This is a genomic window from Achromobacter sp. ACM02, from assembly GCF_014851605.1.
Taxonomy (GTDB): Bacteria; Pseudomonadota; Gammaproteobacteria; order Burkholderiales; family Burkholderiaceae_B; genus Achromobacter; species Achromobacter aegrifaciens.
Genome location: NZ_JACUZY010000005.1, coordinates 172,295 through 190,074, shown reverse-complemented (window position 1 = coordinate 190,074; position 17,780 = coordinate 172,295). Strand labels below are relative to the sequence as shown.

Genomic DNA, 17,780 nt, shown 5'->3' with positions numbered 1-17,780 from the left:
GGGTGCGCCCCAGTACAAGTAAGGAGTTTTGATGCGAGTTTCCTTTGTTTCCCTGCTGCAGCGTCTGGTTTTCACGGGCCTCGTGGCCCTGGGCCTGAGCGCCGGCGCGCAGGCCAAACCCGACCCCAACGGTTCTCCCGACCAGTTCGTGCTCGCCGCGGCCAACGAGGCCCTGGACGTGCTGAAGGCCGATGGCGCCGTCAAGGCGGGCAACACCGCCCGCATCAACCAGGTCGTCAACGAGCACATCCTGCCCTACGTCAACTTCCAGAAGACCACGCGCCTGGCCGCCGGCCGCTACTGGCGCCAGGCCAACGATGTGCAGAAAAAGGAACTGGCCGAGGCCTTCCGCGGCACGCTGGTGCGCACCTACAGCGGCGCGCTGACCCGCGTCACGTCCAGCACCACGGTGCGCGCACTGCCGTTCCGCGGCGACCCCAAAGCCGACGACGTGGTCGTGCGCACCCTGATCTCCCAGGGCAACGACCAGCCGGTGGGCGTCGACTACCGCCTGGAAAAGACGGCCCAAGGCTGGAAGATCTATGACATGAACGTCGAAGGCATCTGGCTCATCGAGAACTACCGCAACCAGTTCGCGCAGCAGATCAACCGCGACGGCATCGACGGCCTGATCAAGGCGTTGAACCAACGCAACCAATGATCGGCCTTGCGGCTGTCGCGGCCCGGCGCGCCCCAGTGGCCCGCCGGGCCGATTCTTTTAGGGACAGACCAGCCGGATACCCGGGGGAATGCCAGGGCTACCGGCCGGAACGGCAGCGACGCGCTTATATAATGATCAATTCGCTCTTTTCGGGCCATCTCCCGCCGTCATGTCCGCCGTCAGTCTAGAAAACGTCTCCAAGGTCTACTCCCCGCGCCAGCGCGGCTGGCAGAAGCTGCTCGGGCGCGCGCCCGCCGCCGGCTTCCAGGCGCTGGACAATGTCAGCCTGAATATCGAGCACGGCGAATTCTTCGGCCTGCTCGGCCCCAATGGCGCCGGCAAGACCACGCTGATCTCGATCCTGGCCGGCTTGGCGCACGCCAGTTCGGGCCGCGCCACGGTCTGTGGATACGACGTCGTGGCCGACTACAAGTCGGCGCGGCGGGCTTTGGGCGTGGTGCCGCAAGAGCTGGTCTACGACCCGTTCTTCACGGTGCGCGAGACCCTGCGCATCCAGTCCGGCTATTTCGGCCTGCGCAAGAACGACGACTGGATCGACGAAATCCTGTTCAACCTGGGGCTGGCCGACAAGGCCAACTCCAATATGCGGGCGCTGTCCGGCGGCATGAAGCGCCGCGTGCTGGTGGCCCAGGCGCTGGTGCACCGCCCGCCCGTGATCGTGCTGGACGAACCCACCGCCGGCGTCGACGTGGACCTCCGGCGCACGCTGTGGGAATTCATTTCGCGCCTGAACAAGGCCGGCCACACCATCATGCTGACCACCCACTACCTGGAAGAAGCGGAAGCCCTGTGCGGCCGCATCGCCATGCTCAAGCGCGGCCGCATCGTGGCGCTGGACACCACCCAGGCCCTGATGGCCCGCGTCGGCGGGGTCGACCTGGAAGACGCCTTCGTGCGCATCATGCACGAAGGCGACGAGCAACCCGCGCCCGCCCTGCAACCCGAAGAGATCTCGTCATGACCCAGCCCGCCGCGACCGCCAGCCAGCCGCTGGTGCAGCCCCGCCTGGATGCGGGCTCCGGCTTCCCGACCTTGCTGCGCAAGGAATTGCTGCGCTTCTGGAAAGTCAGCTTCCAGACCATCGCCGCGCCCGTCATCACCGCGCTGCTGTACCTGCTGGTCTTCGCCCACGTGCTGGAAGGGCGCGTCATGGTGTATGGCAGCGTGCCCTACACGGCGTTCCTGATTCCCGGGCTCATGATGATGAGCATGCTGCAGAACGCCTTCGCCAATCCCTCGTCGTCGCTGATCCAGAGCCGCATCACGGGCAACCTGGTCTTCATGCTGCTGCCGCCGCTGTCGCACCGCGACATCTTCGCCGCCTATGTGCTGGCGGCGATCGTGCGCGGCCTCGCGGTCGGGCTGTGCGTGTGGGTGGTGGCGCTGTTCTTCGTGTCGCTGATTCCCACCCACCCGCTGTGGCTGGCCGTCTTCGCCGTGCTGGCCTGCGGCATCATGGGCGTGCTGGGCCTGATCGCGGGCCTCTGGTCCGAAAAATTCGACCAGCTCGCGGCCTTCCAGAACTTCCTCATCATGCCGGCCACCTTCCTGTCCGGCGTGTTCTATTCCATCCACACGCTCCCCGCCTTCTGGCAGGGCGTGTCCCATTGGAACCCCATCTTCTACACCATCGACGGCTTCCGCTACGGATTCTTCTCGGTGTCGGACGTCTCCCCCTGGCGCAGCCTGGCGGTGGTGACGGGGGTGTTCCTCGCGCTATCGCTCTATGCGCTGCGGCTACTGGCCAGCGGCTACAAACTCAGGAACTGACGTCCATGCTTCCCACTCCCGCGCAAGTCCGCCAATACATCGCGGACGGCCTGCCCTGTGAACACCTAGACGTGCAAGGCGACGGCTCGCATTTCGACGCGGTCATCGTCAGCACTGCATTCGAAGGCAAGCGCCTGATCCAGCGCCACCAGCTGGTCTATGCCGCGCTCGGCGACCGCATGAAGGCCGAGATCCATGCGCTGTCCATGCGCACCCTGACTCCCGCCGAATACCAGCAAGCAGGCAAGTAATGGACAAGCTACGCATCACCGGAGGTTCGCGCCTGCAAGGCGAAATCTCCATCTCCGGCGCCAAGAACTCGGCCCTGCCCATCCTGTGCGCAGGCCTGCTGACCGCCGACGTGCTGACCCTCAGCAACGTGCCGCACCTGAACGACACGGCCACCATGCTGCGCCTGCTGGGCCGCATGGGCATGCGCGCCGAGCGTGACGCGGACGGCACGGTCACGCTGCAGGCCAACCAGGTCGACAAGCTGGAAGCTCCCTACGATCTGGTCAAGACCATGCGGGCGTCCATCCTGGTGCTGGGCCCTCTGCTGGCGCGCTTCGGCGAAGCCCGCGTCAGCCTGCCCGGCGGCTGCAGCATTGGCCAGCGCCCCGTGGACCAGCACATCAAGGGCCTGGCCGCGCTCGGCGCGGAAATCAGCATCGAACACGGCTTCGTGGTGGCGCGCGCCAAGCGCCTGAAGGGCGCCTCCGTGCGCACCGACATGGTCACCGTCACCGGCACCGAGAACCTGCTAATGGCCGCCGTGCTGGCCGAAGGCCGGACCGTGCTGGAAAACGCCGCCTGCGAACCGGAAGTGGTGGACCTGGCCGAACTGCTCATCAAGATGGGCGCTCGCATCCAGGGCCACGGCACCAGCCGCATCGTGATCGACGGCGTCGAGCGCCTGCATGGCGCCGAACACCGCGTCATCTCCGACCGCATCGAAGCCGGCACCTTCCTGTGCGCTGTCGGCGCGGCGGGCGGCGACATCGTCCTGCGCAATACCGACGCGGACATCCTCGGCGCCACGCTGGGCAAGCTGACCGAGGCCGGCCTCACCATCGAGACCGGCCCCGACTGGATCCGCTGCGCCATGTCCTCGCGCCCTCGCGCCGTGGGCTTTCGCACGCTGGAGTACCCCGGCTTCGCCACCGACATGCAGGCCCAGGTCATGGCGCTGAACGCCGTGGCCGAAGGCACCTCGGTCGTCGTCGAGACCATCTTCGAAAACCGCTACATGCACGTGCAGGAACTGCGCCGCATGGGCGCGGACATCGACATCGACGGCCACACCGCCATCGTGCGCGGCGTGCCGAAGCTGTCGGGCGCCACCGTCATGGCCACCGACCTGCGCGCCTCGGCCAGCCTGGTCATCGCCGGCCTCGCGGCCGAAGGCGAAACCCTGGTCGACCGCATCTACCACCTGGATCGCGGCTACGACCAGATGGAAGTCAAACTGCGCGCCCTGGGCGCGAACATCCAACGCGTCACCAAGGAACAGGCATGAACGATGCCACCGTCATCCCCCCCTTGACCCTGGCCCTGTCCAAAGGGCGCATCTTCGAAGAAACCATGCCGCTCTTGGCCGAGGCCGGCATCGAAGTCCCCGAGAATCCCGAAAGCTCGCGCAAGCTGATCCTGCCCACCAGCGACCCCGGCCTGCGCCTGATCATCGTGCGCGCCTCGGACGTGCCCACCTATGTGCAGTACGGCGCGGCCGACCTCGGCATCGCGGGCAAGGACGTGCTCATCGAGCACGCCAAGGAGCAGCCCGGCGGCCTGTATCAGCCGATCGACCTGAACATCGCCAAGTGCCGCCTGGCCGTGGCCGTGCGCAAGGGCTTCGACTACGAAGGCGCCGTCCACCAGGGCGCGCGTTTGCGCGTGGCCACCAAATACGTGCAGTCAGCCCGTGAACACTTCGCGGCCAAGGGTGTGTACGTGGACATCATCAAGCTGTATGGTTCGATGGAACTGGCGCCGCTGGTGGGACTGGCCGACTGCATCGTGGACCTGGTGTCCACCGGCGGCACCCTGCGCGCCAACGACCTGGTCGCGGTGGAAGACATCATGCCGATCTCCTCGCGCCTGATCGTCAACCAGGCCGCGCTGAAGACCCGCGGCGCCCGCCTGCAACCGCTGCTGGACGCCTTCGAAAGAGCCGCTGCCCGCAACGCCTGACCCTCGCCCGCCGCGACGCCGCGGCGGCCGTTACCTGCTTGCTCCATGACGCCATGGCCCTGATCAATCGTCTCGACTCCCGCGATCCCGGATTCAAATCCGCCCTGTCCACGCTGCTGGCCTTCGAAGCCACCGAGGACGAATCCATCGACCGCGCCGCGGCCGGCATCCTGGCCGACGTGCGCGCCCGCGGCGACGCCGCGCTGGTGGAATACACGCAGCGCTTTGACCGCATGCCCGGCGCATCGGCCCAGACGCTGGAGATCCCCAAGGCGGACTGGCAGGCGGCCCTGGCCGCGCTGCCCGCCGCTCAGCGCAACGCGCTGGAAGCCGCCGCCGACCGCGTGCGCAGCTACCACGAACGCCAGCGCGCCGAGACCTGGACCTATACGGATGCCGACGGCACCATGCTGGGCCAGCAGGTGACTCCGCTGGACCGCGTGGGCCTGTATGTGCCCGGCGGCAAGGCCGCCTATCCGTCCTCGGTGCTGATGAACGCCATTCCGGCCAAGGTCGCGGGCGTGCAGGAACTGGTCATGGTCACGCCCACGCCGGACGGCGTGCGCAATCCCATCGTGCTGGCCGCCGCGGCCATCGCCGGCGTGGACCGCGTCTTCGCCATCGGCGGCGCGCAGGCCGTGGGCGCGCTGGCCTACGGCACCGCCACCGTGCCGGCCGTGGACAAGATCGTCGGCCCGGGCAACGCCTACGTCGCCGCCGCCAAGCGCCGCGTGTTCGGCGTGGTCGGCATCGACATGATCGCCGGCCCCAGCGAAATCCTGGTCATCTGCGACGGCAAGACACCGGCCGACTGGATCGCCATGGACCTGTTCTCCCAGGCCGAGCACGATGAACTGGCGCAATCCATCCTGCTGTGCCCGGACGCCGCCTTCATCGAAGAAGTGCAGGCCTCGATCGAACGCCTGTTGCCCACCATGCCGCGCGCCGACATCCTGCGCGTCAGCCTGGCCAACCGCGGCGCGCTGATCCTGGTCCAGGATCTCGAAGAAGCCTGCCGGATCGCCAACGACATCGCGCCCGAGCACCTCGAGATCTCCACCGAGAACCCCGAAAAATGGACCGCGCAGATCCGCCACGCAGGCGCCATCTTCATGGGCCGCTTCAGCTCCGAATCGCTGGGCGACTACTGCGCCGGTCCCAACCACGTGCTGCCGACCTCGCGCACTGCGCGCTTTTCCTCGCCGCTGGGCGTCTATGACTTCCAGAAGCGCTCCAGCCTGATCCAGGTTTCGCACCAGGGCGCCCAGAAGCTGGGCCGCATCGCCGCCGAACTGGCGCTGGGCGAGGGCCTGCAGGCGCATGCCGCCAGCGCCCAATACCGGATCGACCAGCCATGAGCGTGCCGGGCCGCATCGCCGGCACCGTCCGGGCGGACATCCGCGAGCTGGCCGCCTATCCCGTGGCCCATGCCGAGGGCTGCATCAAGCTCGACGCCATGGAATGCCCCTACGAACTGCCCGAGGCGGTTCGCGACGACATCGCCCGCGCCGTGCGCGACACGCCGCTGAACCGTTACCCCGCGGCTGACCTGTCGGCGCTGCAAGCGGCCGTGAAAACGGCCTTCGGCGTGCCGGATGGGGCAGACGTGCTGTTCGGCAACGGCTCGGACGAGCTCATCCACATCGTGGTGCAGGCCTGCTGCAATCCGGGTGACACGGTGCTGTCGCCCTGGCCGTCGTTCGTCTACTTCGACATGGCCGCGCGCTTCGACCACGCCCGCTTCGTCGGCGTGCCGCTGACGGCCGACCTGACCCTGGACTTGCCGGCCATGCTGGCCGCCATCCAGGAACACCAGCCCAAGGTGGTGTTCCTGGCCGTGCCCAATAACCCCACCGGCGGCCTCTGGTCCGATGAGGATGTAGCGGCCATCATCGCCGCCGCCCCCGGCCTGGTGGTGCTGGACGAGGCCTACCAGCCCTTCGCCGGCCACACCTGGATGCCGCAGGTGCTGGACGCGCCGAACGTGGTCGTCATGCGCACGGTGTCCAAGATCGGCCTGGCCGGCCTGCGCTTCGGCTACCTGGCCGGCCACCCAGCCTGGATCGCGGAACTGAACAAGGTCCGCCCGCCCTACAACCTGGACGTGCTGACCCAGGCCACGCTGTCGGCCGTGCTGCGCCACAAGCCGGTGCTGGACGAACAGGCCGCCCGCCTGCGTGCAGACCGCGAACCGCTGGCCGCCGCCCTGGCCCAACTGCCCGGGGTGCGGGTATTCCCTTCCGCCGGCAACTTCGTTCTTGCCCGCTTTTCCGGCAAGCTGGACGGCAACGCCGTGCATCTTGCCCTGAAAACGCGCAAAATATTGATTCGCAACTTCTCCAACGCCCATCCGCTGCTGGCCAACTGCCTGCGCATCTCGGTGGGCGCCCCGGCCGAAAACGCCGCCTTGCTATCCGCCCTGCAAGAGATTTTGAGTGCTTAACATGCGTACCGCTGAGATCACCCGCAACACCAACGAAACCCGCATCCGCGTGGCCGTCAATATCGACGGCACCGGCAAGCAGACGATCGACACCGGCGTGCCGTTCCTGGACCACATGCTGGACCAGATCGCCCGCCACGGCCTGATCGACCTCGACATCAAGGCGGAAGGCGATCTGCACATCGACGCGCACCATACGGTGGAAGACGTGGGCATCACGCTGGGCATGGCCATCGCCAAGGCGGTCGGCACCAAGGCCGGCCTGCGCCGCTACGGTCACGCCTACGTGCCGCTGGACGAAGCGCTGTCGCGCGTGGTGGTGGACTTCTCCGGCCGCCCGGGCCTGGAATACCACATCCCCTTCACCCGCGCCCGCATCGGCGACTTCGACGTGGACCTGACGCGCGAATTCTTCCAGGGCCTGGTCAACCACGCCCTGATCACGCTGCACATCGACAACCTGCGCGGCGTCAACGCCCACCACCAGGCGGAAACGGTCTTCAAGGCCTGTGGCCGCGCCCTGCGCATGGCCATGGAAGTCGATCCCCGCATGGGCGACGTCGTGCCCTCCACCAAGGGCGTGCTGTAACACCTCCGCCATCCACCCGCAGCAGGCAGAAAGAAGTGACCACTATCGCCATCGTCGACTACGGAATGGGCAATTTCCATTCCGTCGCCCGCGCCCTGAAATACGCCGCCCCCGATGCCGACATCCGCATCTGCAGCCAGCCCCAGGAAATCGCCGCGGCCGACCGCGTCGTGTTTCCCGGCCAGGGCGCCATGGCGGACTGCATGCGCACCCTGAACGAATCCGGCCTGCGCGAGGCCGTGGTGCGCGCCGCGCGCGAGAAGCCTCTGCTGGGCGTCTGCGTGGGCGAACAGATGCTGTTCGATTCCAGCGAGGAAGGCGGCACCTCCTGCCTGGGGCTGTTCCCCGGCGTGGTGCGCCGCTTCTCGGGCCCCGGCTTTGCCGATCCCGTCAGCGATGACGCGGCCTGCCTGACCGACGCCGGCGGCGCCGGACTGGCCGACACCCGCCCCGAGCGCCTCAAGGTCCCGCACATGGGATGGAACAAAGTGCGCCAGACGCGCTCTCATCCTATCTGGGCCGGCATTCCGGACGAAACGCACTTCTATTTCGTCCATAGCTACTACGCCGACCCGGAAGATCCGGACCTGACTGTTGGTGAAACCGAGTATGGCCTTGCCTTTACCTGCGCGGTGGCGGCAGCTAACATTTTCGCGGTGCAGTTTCATCCCGAAAAGAGCGCCGAGCACGGTTTGCGCCTGTATCGCAATTTTGTAGACTGGCAGCCGTAGGCTCCGAGCCCACGCCCGCCAGCCCTTTCAACCCATATATTTTTTCGCTGCCCACCATGCTGCTGATCCCCGCCATCGATCTCAAAGACGGGCGCTGCGTGCGCCTGCGCCAGGGTGACCTGGACGATGCAACGGTGTTCTCTGAAGACCCCGCCGCCATGGCCACACGCTGGCTCGACCAAGGCGCTCGCCGCCTGCATCTGGTCGACCTGAACGGCGCCGTCGCCGGCAAACCCAAGAACGAAGCCCCCATCAAGGCGATCCTGGACGCTGTCGGCGACGACATCCCCGTGCAGATCGGCGGCGGCATCCGCGACCTCGACACCATCGAACGCTACCTCGACGCCGGCATCTCCTACGTGATCATCGGCACGGCCGCGGTCAAGAATCCCGGCTTCCTGCAGGACGCCTGCGGCGCCTTCCCGGGCCAGATCATCGTCGGCCTGGACGCCCGCGACGGCAAGATCGCCACCGACGGCTGGAGCAAGCTGACCCGCCACGACGTGCTCGATCTGGCCAAGAAGTTCGAGGACTACGGCTGCGAAGCCATCATCTACACGGACATCGGCCGCGACGGCATGCTGTCCGGCGTCAACGTCGAAGCCACGGTCCGCCTGGCCCAGCACGTGCGCATCCCGGTCTACGCATCGGGCGGCATCGCCGGCATCCAGGACATCGAAGCTCTCTGCGCCGTCGAGGAAGACGGCGTCGAAGGCGCCATCCTGGGCCGCAGCATCTACGAAGGCACGCTCGACTTCCAAGCGGCGCAGGCACGCGCCGACGAACTGGCAAAATGACCACCTCCAGCAGCACCCCCGCGGCCGGCGCGCCCGTGCAAAGCGCGCTGACCCGCCGCATCATTCCCTGCCTTGACGTCACCGCGGGCCGCGTGGTCAAGGGCGTGAACTTCGTCAACCTGCTCGACGCGGGCGACCCCGTCGAGATCGCCCGCCGCTACAACGAACAGGGCGCCGACGAACTCACCTTCCTCGACATCACCGCCACCAGCGACGGCCGCGACCTGATCCTGCCCATCATCGAGCAGGTGGCCTCGCAGGTCTTCATTCCGCTGACGGTGGGCGGCGGCGTGCGCCAGGTGTCCGACATCCAGCGCCTGCTGAATGCCGGCGCCGACAAGATCAGCATCAACAGCGCCGCCGTGGCCAATCCGGAACTGGTCCGGGCCGCCTCGGACTACCACGGCTCGCAATGCGTGGTGGTGGCGATCGACGCGCGCCGCGTCTCGGCCGCGGGCGAACCCGCCCGCTGGGAAGTCTTCACCCACGGCGGCCGCAAGGCCACCGGGCTGGACGCCGTGGCCTGGGCGCGCCGCATGGCCGCCTACGGCGCCGGCGAAATCCTGCTGACCAGCATGGACCGTGACGGCACCAAGTCCGGTTTCGACCTGGAACTCACCCGCGCCGTCTCGGACGCCGTGCCCGTGCCCGTCATCGCCTCCGGCGGCGTGGGCAACCTGCAGCATCTGGCCGACGGCGTCACCACCGGCCGCGCCAGCGCGGTGCTGGCCGCCAGCATCTTCCACTTCGGCCAGCACACTGTGGGCGAGTGCAAGCGCTTCATGACTGAGCAGGGCATCCCGGTCCGGATGTAGCCCCCCCGAAGCGCCTGCGGCGCTTCCCCCCAGGGGGCGCCGCAGCGGACCGGCAGAGCCCGGCTCCGCGCGGCCCCGTTTGTGTGGCGCCTCGAATTGCATAGGCCGGATTGCTTGGCACGCATTGAAAAACCCAGCTCGGCTGGCCTGGATTGGGGATAGTCTGGATCAGTTTGGGAAGCCCCTCTCAGGCGTGCAACAAGGTATTGCCGTAAGATTATGAGTCCCCACGCGCCAGTGGCGGCCTGCAAGGCGCCGCGCGAGGACAACGGATGAATGAGATGAGCAACGAACCCGCCTGGATGGCCGATGTCGTCTTCGACGAAAACGGCCTGATACCCGCCATCGCGCAGGACGCCGAAAACGGCCAGATCCTGATGGTGGCCTGGATGAACCGCGAATCGCTCGCCGAAACGGCCGCCACCGGGCGCGCCGTTTACTGGTCGCGTTCCCGCCAGCGCCTCTGGCGCAAGGGCGAAGAGTCCGGCCATGCCCAGGAAGTCCATGAACTGCGCCTGGACTGCGACGGCGACGTGATCCTGCTCAAGATCCACCAGCAAGGCGGCATCGCCTGCCATACAGGGCGCGCCAGCTGCTTCTACCGCCGCCTGGAAGGCCAGACCGACCAGGCATCCTGGATCACGGTGGACCCCGTGCTGAAAGACCCCGAACTGATCTACAAATGACCGCTCAAGCCGCAAGCGCCGCCGAAATCCTCGCGCGCATCGCCGATACCCTGGAAACCCGCCGTCCCGAAAACGGCGGCGATCCCCAAGCCTCCTATTCCGCCAAGCTGCTGGCCAAAGGCCCGGACGCCTTCCTCAAGAAGATCGGCGAAGAAGCCACCGAACTGGTCATGGCCGCCAAGGACGGCGTGCCCGACCGCATCGTCAGCGAAACCGCCGACCTGTGGTTCCATTGCCTGGTGGCCTTGACCCATTTCAAGCTTCGGCCCGAAGACGTACTGGCCGAACTGGCTCGCCGCGAGGGCCTGTCCGGCCTGGTGGAAAAGGCAAGCCGCCCGCAAGATTGAACACGGAACCCGGAAAAATGAGCAACAACTGTATTTTCTGCAAGATCGCCGCTGGCGACATCCCGTCCAAGAAAATCTACGAGGACGAGGACTTTGTTGCGTTCCACGACATTAATCCGGCCGCGCCGGTACATTTATTGCTGATCCCTCGACGTCATGTCACATCCATGCAGGATATTAAGGGGGAGGACGCAGAATGGTTGGGTAGAATGATGTCGTTAGCGCCGCGGTTAGCCGCTGAAAACGGTTGCAATCCGGGCCCTGATGGCGGATTTCGCATCATGATCAATTCTGGCGTCGAAGGCGGCCAGGAAGTCCCGCATCTGCATTTCCACATCATCGGCGGCTCGCGACCCTGGAAAGGGCGCGTGGCCCCCAACGCGTAATTCGGAGAAACATCATGGGTAGTTTCAGCATCTGGCATTGGTTGGTTGTCCTGGTCATCGTGGCGCTGATTTTCGGCACCAAGAAGCTGCGCAACATCGGCTCGGACCTCGGCGGCGCGGTCAAGGGCTTCAAGGAAGGCATGAAGGACGCCAACGGCGGCGACAAGCCGGCCGAACCGATCGCGCAACAACGCGTCTCCGGCGACACCATCGACGTGCAGGCCAAGGAAAAATCCAACTCCTGAGCGCCTGCTCGGCTCCCGGGCCGTCCTGAACAGGCCGGCCCTTATTGCATCCACTCCCGAGCGGCCGTCGAATGTTTGATGTCAGCTTCACTGAACTGATGGTGATCGGCGTCATCGCCCTGATCGTCATCGGCCCCGAACGCCTGCCCAAGGTTGCCCGCACCGTCGGCCACCTGCTCGGGCGCGCGCAGCGTTACGTCAATGACGTGAAATCCGATATCCAGCGCGAAATCGAGCTCGACGAACTGCGCAAGTTCAAGAGCGAAATGGAAGATGCCGCCCAGGGCGTGCAGAAGTCGCTGAACGAAACCCAGGCCTCGCTGCAGGAACCCGTCCAGCAGTTCCGCGCGGAACTCGACGAAGTCGCGCGCGAAGCCAACATCAAGGCCGAACCGGCCGTGGCCAGCGAAACGCCTGCCGATCCCGAACGCAGCATCGCGCCGCCGCCCGGCCAGAACCACAGCCTGGACCTGGATCTGCCGCCGGTGGCTGCGCCTGCGCCTGCCGCAACCCAACAACCCGCGCCCAGCGCGCCCAAGGCCGACGACGCCGCGCCCGCCGCCAAGCCCGTTGCGCCCTCCGGAACCCCGACGTGACCCAGGACGCCTCCCAAGAAGAAGGCCAGCAGGAGACCTTCATCTCCCACCTGGTCGAGCTGCGCACCCGCCTGCTGCGCGCCGCCGCCGCCGTGATCGGCATATTCATCGTGCTGTTCATCTACCCCGGCGCGTCGGCCATCTACGACGTGCTGGCCCAGCCGATGCTGGCTTCGCTGCCCGAAGGCACGCGCATGATCGCCACCGGCGTCATCACGCCGTTCATGGTGCCCGTCAAGGTCACGATGATGGCTGCGTTCATCCTGGCGCTGCCTGTGGTGCTGTACCAGGCCTGGGCCTTCGTGGCGCCCGGCCTGTACCGGCATGAAAAGCGCCTGGCGCTGCCGCTTATCGTTTCCAGCACTTTTCTGTTCATCGCGGGCATGGCGTTCTGCTATTTCGTGGTGTTCCGCACGGTGTTCCACTTCATCGCCACGTTCGCGCCGCAGTCCATCACGCCCGCGCCGGACATCGAGGCCTACCTGAGCTTCGTCATGACGATGTTCATGGCCTTCGGCATCACCTTCGAAGTGCCCGTGGCCGTGGTGCTGCTGGTGAAGATGGGCGTGGTCGAACTGTCCAAGCTGAAGGCAGCGCGCGGCTACGTGGTGGTGGGGGCCTTCATCATCGCCGCCGTGGTCACGCCGCCCGACGTGGTCAGCCAGTTCATGCTGGCAGTGCCTTTGTGCCTGCTGTATGAGGTCGGGCTGATCTGCGCCCGGCTGGTCACGCCCAAACCAGAAGCAGAGAGCGAGGCCGGTTCGGACTCGCTGACAGAACGCCACTGATCCCTTCGGACGGTCCTGCCCACAAAGCAGGACCGTTTCACCTTGTGGGCGGCCTGCGGCAACTCTACATTGCCCTTATGTCACTCGCCCAAAGACTGCATACCCTGATGCGCTGGCGCGGCATCAAAAGCCAGAACCAGCTGGCGCGCATTTCCGGCGTGCCGCAATCGTGCATCCATCGGATCCTCATGCGCGAAGACTGCTACTCGCCGTCTCGCGCCACCTTGCTGCGGCTGGCGCGGGCGCTGGACACCAGCGTGCCGTGGCTGACCGACGGCGTGGGGCCGGGTGGGGATACACCGCAAGACAGCGCATTCCCCCCGGACCATGCCCCGGACGGCTATTGCACGGAAATATGGGCGCTGCTGCGCACCCAATCCGAAAGCACCAAGAAAGCCATCCTGTCGGCGGTGCGCCTGATGGCCAAAGACCCCGCCGCGACCTGAGCTCCGTTCGCGGACCCGGCCCCGTCCTAGCGCGGCTTGCCCGGGCGCGTACCCACCACCACGGCCAGCTCGGCCGGCTTGCCGCTGCGCAATATTCCCAGCTTGGCGCTCTGGCCCGGCGGCAGCTGCGCGATCTCCGACAGCAGGCTGGCGGTATCCATCATCCGCTTGCCGTTGACCGACTGCACGATGTCGCCCACCCGCAGGCCGCCGCGCGCCGCCGGCCCGTCGCGCATCACGCCAGCGATGATCACGCCGGTGGTGTCGCGGTCCAGCCCAAAGGCGCGTGCCAGCTCCGGGGTCACGTCCTGCGGCTCCACGCCCAGCCAGCCGCGCTTGACCGCGCCGGTCTTGACGATCTCGTCCATGACCTTGCGCGCGATCTCGATGGGGGTGGCGAAGCCTATGCCCATCGACCCGCCTGATTCGGAATAAATGGCGGTGTTGATGCCCACCAGATTGCCGGCGGCGTCGACCAGCGCGCCGCCGGAATTGCCGGGGTTGATCGCCGCGTCGGTCTGAATGAAGTTCTCGTAGGTGTTCAGGCCCAGTCCGTTGCGGCCCAGCGCCGACACGATGCCCAGCGTGGTGGTCTGCCCCACGCCGAACGGATTGCCGATGGCCAGCACCACGTCGCCCACGCGCAAGCCCCGGTCCGGCGCCAGCGTGGCAGCGGGCAGGGCGCGCAAGGTGGCCAGCTTCAGCACGGCCAGATCGGTGTCCGGATCCGCGCCCACCACTTTCGCGGTATCGCGGCGGCCGTCGGACAGCGCAACCTCGATCGCTTCCGCGGCCTGCACCACGTGGTAGTTGGTCAGCACGTAGCCGTCCTGGTTCACGATCACGCCGGACCCCAGGCTGGTCGAGGCCTGCCGCCGGGTCACGCCGGGCACCTGGCCAAAGAACTGGCGCAGCACCGGATCGTCGGGCAGCGGAATCAGCGGCACGTTAACGTGCTTGGTGGTGTATACGTTGACCACGGAAGGAGCCGCGCGGGCCACGCCCTCGGCATAGGACGCCGTGGCCTGGGTGCGCGCAGCGGGCGGTCTTGCGGCGGCCGCTGCGGACTGCGGCCCCGCCGCAGGTCCGGCCAGCCGCAGCAGGTCGGGCCGCAAGGTCGTCACGACGAATAGAATACCCAGGCAGACCGTGACGGCCTGAGCAAAGATCAGCCAATATCGGCGCATGATTCTGATAGGACTAGCTATGAGTAAAGTGGACTCCCACGTCCTGGCCAACTGGCTGGACGACACCCTGCAAGCGGCGCGCTTCAAGGACTATTGCCCCAACGGGCTGCAGGTGGAAGGCCGATCCGAAATCGCACACATTATCGCCGGAGTCACGGCCAGCGAAGCCCTGCTGCGCGTGGCGGTCGAGCGCGGCGCGGATGCGGTGCTGGTGCACCACGGCTGGCTCTGGCGCAACGAGGACCGCCGCGTCATCGGTACGCGCCGCGCGCGCATGGCCCTGGCCCTGAAAAACGACCTGAACCTGTACGCCTACCATCTGCCGCTGGACGCGCATCCTACGCTGGGCAACAACGCTCAGCTGGCGCGCGTGCTGGGCCTGACGCCCGCGCTGCGCGACGATGGCGCGCCGCAAACCTGTGGCCCCGACAACCTGGTCTGGCTGGGCGCCGCGCAAGGCGTGGCGACGCTGGGCCAGTTGGGCGAGCGCGTGGCCGAGCGCCTGGGCCGCCAGCCGCTGGTGGTGGGCGACCCGGACATGCCGCTGGCGCGCGTGGCCTGGTGCACGGGCGGCGCGCAAGGCATGCTGGGCGATGCGGCGGACGCAGGCGCCAGCGCCTACATCACGGGTGAGGTCTCCGAATCCACGGTGCACCTGGCGCGCGAAACCGGCGTGGGCTTCATCGCCGCAGGCCACCATGCCACCGAACGCTACGGCGCGCAGGCGCTGGGCCAGGCGGTCGCGGAACATTTCGGTATCAAGGTCGAATTCGTCGACATCGACAACCCAGCATAACCGGCAGCGCCCCCAAAGACACGCCCCCGCAAGGGGGCGTTTTCATTGCACGGCGCGCTATGGCCGTGCGCGCCGCTCGTGCCCGAATCGGCAGGACTCGGCTAGGGGAAAACCAGAGGGCGCGATCAAGGCGGCGCCTGTGCGTCGCATCTGGTCAATCGCGGTTCTCTCCCTGTCAATTCCGCACGCAGTCCACAGCCCTAGCATTCCATGCAGCCGCCCGCTGCCGGCCCCTTCCGGCCGGGCCTCCTACACACGGAGCCATTGAATGCTGACCCTCTACGACCACCCGCGCTCCGGCAACTGCTACAAGGTGCGCCTCTTTCTTGCGCTCATCGGCCGGGACTACCAAAGCCGGTTCGTCGACGTGCTGGCCCGCAAGAACCAGACCGCGGAATTCGAGCGCGTCAGCGCCTTCCAGCAGATCCCCGCGCTGACCGATGGCGACACCGCCATCTGGGACAGCCACGCCATCCTGCTGCATCTGGCGCATCACTACGCCCCCGAATGGCTGGCGCCGCTGCCGCGCATCGGCGCCATGCATGCCTGGATGTCGGTATCCGCCAACGAGATCGCCAACAGCCTCCAGCCGCTGCGCCTGACACACGTCGTCAGCAACGCCGAAGCCGCGCACCACCTGGGCGTAAGCGAGGCCTTGCTCGACGTGCCTGGCATGCAGGCCCGCACCGACCGCGTGCTGCAACGCCTGGACCAGCGTCTTGCGGGCCACACCTGGCTGGCGGGCGGCGATGCGCCGACCGTGGCCGACATTGCCTGCTACGGCTACCTGGCGCTGGCCGAGGAAGCCGCCGTCGACATCGACGCCTATCCCGCCATCGCGGCGTGGCGCAAGCGCATACAGCAGTTGCCGGGGTATGTGCCACCGGGTCCCTGAGGCCCGCGCACAACGACAAAAACCACTATTACAAGACAAGAGGGAACGACATGGACGCCATCCAGGCCGCGCAGCCTATAGCCCAATCACACAAGAAACCGAATCTGTTCCGGGTCGCCGTTGCCACGGTCATCGGCACCGCCGTGGAAGCCTTCGACTTCCTCGCCTACGGTACCGCCGCGGCGCTGGTGTTCAACAAGATTTTCTTCCCGCAGTTCGATCCCGCGACCGGCACGCTGGCGGCCTTCGGAGCCTTCGCCAGCGGCATGCTGGCGCGGCCCATCGGCGGCATCCTCTTCGGCCATTTCGGCGACCGCATCGGCCGCAAGTCCATGCTGACTCTCAGCCTGCTGCTGATGGGCATATGCACGGTGCTCATCGGACTGCTGCCGACCTATGAACAGATCGGCATCTCGGCGGCGGTGCTGCTGGTGGCGCTGCGCATCGGCCAGGGGCTGTCGTTCGGTGGCGAAATGGGCGGCGCCATGCTGATGGCGGTCGAACACGCGCCGCCCAAATGGAAGGCATTCTTCGGCAGCCTCCCGCTGGTGGGCGCGCCTCTGGGCATCCTGCTGTCGGTCGGTTCCTTCGCGCTGGTGACGCGGCTGCCGGAAGAGGACTTCCTGTCCTGGGGCTGGCGCCTGCCGTTCCTGGCCAGCGCCGTGCTCATCGTCGTCGGCCTGTTCATCCGCCACGGCATCGACGAATCGCCTGAATTCGAAGAGGTCAAGCGCGAGAAGGCGCGCAACAGACAGTCCGTGCAAGACAAGATGCCCCTGGGTGAACTGCTGCGCGCGCACGGCAAATCGCTGCTGCTGTGCATAGGCTGCAAGATCGCCGAGGTCACGCTGATCTACACATTCCTGGTGTTCTCGGTTTCCTACGCGGTGTCCAAGCTCGGCTTCAGCCGCGCCGACGCGCTGCATGCCTTGCTCTACGGCGCCGGCGTGCTGATGTTCACCATTCCGCTGTTCGGCGTGCTGGCCGACCGCATCGGCGCGCGCCGCGTCTGTGGCTGGGGCGGCATGCTGCTGGGACTCATGGCCATTCCGATCTTTCTCGCGGTGGGCAGCGGTTCGTTGATGGCATACAGTCTCGCCGTCTTCGTCGCCATGGCCTTCAACTACGCGATCATGATCGCGCCGCAATCCAGCCTCTACAGCGCGCAGTTTCCCGCAGAGCTGCGCTATTCCGGATTGTCCATCGGGGTCCAGTTCTCGGCCGCCATCGGCGGCGGGCTGGCGCCGCTGATCTCGGCCACGCTGGTGCAGAAATTCGACAGCATTCTTCCCGTCGGCGTCTATCTGGCCTTCCTCGGCATCGTGGCCGGCACCTCGGCGTTTCTCATGAAGCCCACGCCGCAGGACCTGCGCCGCGCCTGACGCGCAGGC

General features: G+C 66.7%; 23 protein-coding genes. 22 read left to right on the top strand and 1 reads right to left on the bottom strand.

Features of this window, described 5'->3' with window-relative positions:
• Window positions 1-31: 31 nt before the first annotated feature.
• From IB258_RS16860 to IB258_RS16770, 19 genes are all read left to right on the top strand, one after another.
• The gene (locus IB258_RS16860) at window positions 32-661 is read left to right on the top strand and encodes a phospholipid-binding protein MlaC (RefSeq protein ID WP_054455489.1); all 630 of its coding nucleotides are present in this window, start codon (window positions 32-34) and stop codon (window positions 659-661) included.
• Between the two features lie 169 nt (window positions 662-830).
• Entirely contained in the window at window positions 831-1,643 is an 813-nt protein-coding gene (locus IB258_RS16855) for an ABC transporter ATP-binding protein (protein ID WP_054455490.1), read from the top strand.
• Complete coding sequence (locus IB258_RS16850; protein WP_054455492.1) at window positions 1,640-2,452, top strand: ABC transporter permease; 813 nt, start codon at window positions 1,640-1,642, stop codon at window positions 2,450-2,452. The genes IB258_RS16855 and IB258_RS16850 overlap by 4 nt, the downstream gene beginning before the upstream one ends.
• Window positions 2,453-2,457: 5 nt before the next feature.
• On the top strand, window positions 2,458-2,703 hold the full coding sequence (locus IB258_RS16845; protein ID WP_013390953.1) for a BolA family protein: 246 nt from the start codon (window positions 2,458-2,460) through the stop codon (window positions 2,701-2,703).
• Window positions 2,703-3,968 (top strand): UDP-N-acetylglucosamine 1-carboxyvinyltransferase, encoded by a 1,266-nt coding sequence (gene murA / locus IB258_RS16840; protein WP_192352929.1) that lies wholly within the window; start codon window positions 2,703-2,705, stop codon window positions 3,966-3,968. The genes IB258_RS16845 and murA overlap by 1 nt, the downstream gene beginning before the upstream one ends.
• Window positions 3,965-4,642, top strand: coding sequence for an ATP phosphoribosyltransferase (gene hisG / locus IB258_RS16835; RefSeq protein ID WP_054455497.1), 678 nt, complete (start codon window positions 3,965-3,967; stop codon window positions 4,640-4,642). The genes murA and hisG overlap by 4 nt, the downstream gene beginning before the upstream one ends.
• 53 nt (window positions 4,643-4,695) lie before the next feature.
• Window positions 4,696-6,000, top strand: a complete 1,305-nt coding sequence (gene hisD, locus IB258_RS16830) for a histidinol dehydrogenase (RefSeq protein WP_054455499.1) — start codon at window positions 4,696-4,698, stop codon at window positions 5,998-6,000.
• Window positions 5,997-7,085: a histidinol-phosphate transaminase gene (hisC, locus tag IB258_RS16825; protein WP_192352928.1), complete on the top strand. Its 1,089-nt coding sequence runs from the start codon at window positions 5,997-5,999 to the stop codon at window positions 7,083-7,085. Before hisD ends, hisC begins: the two co-directional genes overlap by 4 nt.
• Window position 7,086: 1 nt before the next feature.
• Window positions 7,087-7,674: an imidazoleglycerol-phosphate dehydratase HisB gene (hisB, locus tag IB258_RS16820; protein WP_013390948.1), complete on the top strand. Its 588-nt coding sequence runs from the start codon at window positions 7,087-7,089 to the stop codon at window positions 7,672-7,674.
• A 35-nt stretch (window positions 7,675-7,709) separates the two neighbouring features.
• Window positions 7,710-8,405: an imidazole glycerol phosphate synthase subunit HisH gene (hisH, locus tag IB258_RS16815; protein WP_054455503.1), complete on the top strand. Its 696-nt coding sequence runs from the start codon at window positions 7,710-7,712 to the stop codon at window positions 8,403-8,405.
• A gap of 56 nt (window positions 8,406-8,461) precedes the next feature.
• Window positions 8,462-9,202, top strand: a complete 741-nt coding sequence (gene hisA / locus IB258_RS16810; protein ID WP_054455505.1) for a 1-(5-phosphoribosyl)-5-[(5-phosphoribosylamino)methylideneamino]imidazole-4-carboxamide isomerase — start codon at window positions 8,462-8,464, stop codon at window positions 9,200-9,202.
• Complete coding sequence (hisF, locus tag IB258_RS16805; RefSeq protein WP_192352927.1) at window positions 9,199-10,017, top strand: imidazole glycerol phosphate synthase subunit HisF; 819 nt, start codon at window positions 9,199-9,201, stop codon at window positions 10,015-10,017. Before hisA ends, hisF begins: the two co-directional genes overlap by 4 nt.
• A 281-nt stretch (window positions 10,018-10,298) precedes the next feature.
• Window positions 10,299-10,703 carry a phosphoribosyl-AMP cyclohydrolase gene (gene hisI, locus IB258_RS16800; protein ID WP_054455509.1) on the top strand — a complete coding sequence of 135 codons (405 nt, stop codon included), beginning with the start codon at window positions 10,299-10,301 and terminating at the stop codon, window positions 10,701-10,703.
• Window positions 10,700-11,050, top strand: coding sequence for a phosphoribosyl-ATP diphosphatase (locus tag IB258_RS16795; protein WP_054455510.1), 351 nt, complete (start codon window positions 10,700-10,702; stop codon window positions 11,048-11,050). The genes hisI and IB258_RS16795 overlap by 4 nt, the downstream gene beginning before the upstream one ends.
• Window positions 11,051-11,067: 17 nt before the next feature.
• On the top strand, window positions 11,068-11,436 hold the full coding sequence (locus IB258_RS16790) for a histidine triad nucleotide-binding protein (protein WP_125471989.1): 369 nt from the start codon (window positions 11,068-11,070) through the stop codon (window positions 11,434-11,436).
• A gap of 14 nt (window positions 11,437-11,450) precedes the next feature.
• Window positions 11,451-11,681, top strand: coding sequence for a Sec-independent protein translocase subunit TatA (gene tatA, locus IB258_RS16785; protein ID WP_054455514.1), 231 nt, complete (start codon window positions 11,451-11,453; stop codon window positions 11,679-11,681).
• Between the two features lie 71 nt (window positions 11,682-11,752).
• A complete protein-coding gene (gene tatB / locus IB258_RS16780) occupies window positions 11,753-12,277 on the top strand; it encodes a Sec-independent protein translocase protein TatB (RefSeq protein ID WP_054455516.1) in 525 nt (174 codons plus the stop codon).
• Complete coding sequence (gene tatC / locus IB258_RS16775; protein WP_054455518.1) at window positions 12,274-13,065, top strand: twin-arginine translocase subunit TatC; 792 nt, start codon at window positions 12,274-12,276, stop codon at window positions 13,063-13,065. Before tatB ends, tatC begins: the two co-directional genes overlap by 4 nt.
• A gap of 77 nt (window positions 13,066-13,142) precedes the next feature.
• The gene (locus IB258_RS16770) at window positions 13,143-13,511 is read left to right on the top strand and encodes a helix-turn-helix domain-containing protein (protein ID WP_054455520.1); all 369 of its coding nucleotides are present in this window, start codon (window positions 13,143-13,145) and stop codon (window positions 13,509-13,511) included.
• 26 nt (window positions 13,512-13,537) lie between these two features.
• On the opposite strand, the gene IB258_RS16765 is transcribed toward IB258_RS16770, so the two are convergent.
• Window positions 13,538-14,698 (bottom strand): trypsin-like peptidase domain-containing protein, encoded by a 1,161-nt coding sequence (locus tag IB258_RS16765; RefSeq protein WP_054455522.1) that lies wholly within the window; start codon window positions 14,696-14,698, stop codon window positions 13,538-13,540.
• A gap of 19 nt (window positions 14,699-14,717) precedes the next feature.
• Between IB258_RS16765 and IB258_RS16760 the strand changes: the two genes are divergently transcribed.
• From IB258_RS16760 to IB258_RS16750, 3 genes are all read left to right on the top strand, one after another.
• Window positions 14,718-15,494: a Nif3-like dinuclear metal center hexameric protein gene (locus IB258_RS16760; RefSeq protein WP_054455525.1), complete on the top strand. Its 777-nt coding sequence runs from the start codon at window positions 14,718-14,720 to the stop codon at window positions 15,492-15,494.
• A gap of 268 nt (window positions 15,495-15,762) precedes the next feature.
• Window positions 15,763-16,389 (top strand): glutathione S-transferase family protein, encoded by a 627-nt coding sequence (locus tag IB258_RS16755; RefSeq protein ID WP_054455527.1) that lies wholly within the window; start codon window positions 15,763-15,765, stop codon window positions 16,387-16,389.
• Between the two features lie 50 nt (window positions 16,390-16,439).
• Complete coding sequence (locus tag IB258_RS16750) at window positions 16,440-17,771, top strand: MFS transporter (protein ID WP_175180346.1); 1,332 nt, start codon at window positions 16,440-16,442, stop codon at window positions 17,769-17,771.
• Window positions 17,772-17,780 lie beyond the last annotated feature (9 nt).

What these genes read in the sequence shown, in the direction of transcription:
- IB258_RS16860 (WP_054455489.1), top strand. Translation starts at nt 32, where the DNA reads ATGCGAGTTTCCTTTGTTTCCCTGCTGCAGCGTCTGGTTTTCACGGGC.
- IB258_RS16855 (WP_054455490.1), top strand. Translation starts at nt 831, where the DNA reads ATGTCCGCCGTCAGTCTAGAAAACGTCTCCAAGGTCTACTCCCCGCGC.
- IB258_RS16850 (WP_054455492.1), top strand. Translation starts at nt 1,640, where the DNA reads ATGACCCAGCCCGCCGCGACCGCCAGCCAGCCGCTGGTGCAGCCCCGC.
- IB258_RS16845 (WP_013390953.1), top strand. Translation starts at nt 2,458, where the DNA reads ATGCTTCCCACTCCCGCGCAAGTCCGCCAATACATCGCGGACGGCCTG.
- murA (WP_192352929.1), top strand. Translation starts at nt 2,703, where the DNA reads ATGGACAAGCTACGCATCACCGGAGGTTCGCGCCTGCAAGGCGAAATC.
- hisG (WP_054455497.1), top strand. Translation starts at nt 3,965, where the DNA reads ATGAACGATGCCACCGTCATCCCCCCCTTGACCCTGGCCCTGTCCAAA.
- hisD (WP_054455499.1), top strand. Translation starts at nt 4,696, where the DNA reads ATGGCCCTGATCAATCGTCTCGACTCCCGCGATCCCGGATTCAAATCC.
- hisC (WP_192352928.1), top strand. Translation starts at nt 5,997, where the DNA reads ATGAGCGTGCCGGGCCGCATCGCCGGCACCGTCCGGGCGGACATCCGC.
- hisB (WP_013390948.1), top strand. Translation starts at nt 7,087, where the DNA reads ATGCGTACCGCTGAGATCACCCGCAACACCAACGAAACCCGCATCCGC.
- hisA (WP_054455505.1), top strand. Translation starts at nt 8,462, where the DNA reads ATGCTGCTGATCCCCGCCATCGATCTCAAAGACGGGCGCTGCGTGCGC.
- hisF (WP_192352927.1), top strand. Translation starts at nt 9,199, where the DNA reads ATGACCACCTCCAGCAGCACCCCCGCGGCCGGCGCGCCCGTGCAAAGC.
- hisI (WP_054455509.1), top strand. Translation starts at nt 10,299, where the DNA reads ATGAGCAACGAACCCGCCTGGATGGCCGATGTCGTCTTCGACGAAAAC.
- IB258_RS16795 (WP_054455510.1), top strand. Translation starts at nt 10,700, where the DNA reads ATGACCGCTCAAGCCGCAAGCGCCGCCGAAATCCTCGCGCGCATCGCC.
- IB258_RS16790 (WP_125471989.1), top strand. Translation starts at nt 11,068, where the DNA reads ATGAGCAACAACTGTATTTTCTGCAAGATCGCCGCTGGCGACATCCCG.
- tatA (WP_054455514.1), top strand. Translation starts at nt 11,451, where the DNA reads ATGGGTAGTTTCAGCATCTGGCATTGGTTGGTTGTCCTGGTCATCGTG.
- tatB (WP_054455516.1), top strand. Translation starts at nt 11,753, where the DNA reads ATGTTTGATGTCAGCTTCACTGAACTGATGGTGATCGGCGTCATCGCC.
- IB258_RS16770 (WP_054455520.1), top strand. Translation starts at nt 13,143, where the DNA reads ATGTCACTCGCCCAAAGACTGCATACCCTGATGCGCTGGCGCGGCATC.
- IB258_RS16765 (WP_054455522.1), bottom strand. Translation starts at nt 14,698, where the DNA reads ATGCGCCGATATTGGCTGATCTTTGCTCAGGCCGTCACGGTCTGCCTG.
- IB258_RS16760 (WP_054455525.1), top strand. Translation starts at nt 14,718, where the DNA reads ATGAGTAAAGTGGACTCCCACGTCCTGGCCAACTGGCTGGACGACACC.
- IB258_RS16755 (WP_054455527.1), top strand. Translation starts at nt 15,763, where the DNA reads ATGCTGACCCTCTACGACCACCCGCGCTCCGGCAACTGCTACAAGGTG.
- IB258_RS16750 (WP_175180346.1), top strand. Translation starts at nt 16,440, where the DNA reads ATGGACGCCATCCAGGCCGCGCAGCCTATAGCCCAATCACACAAGAAA.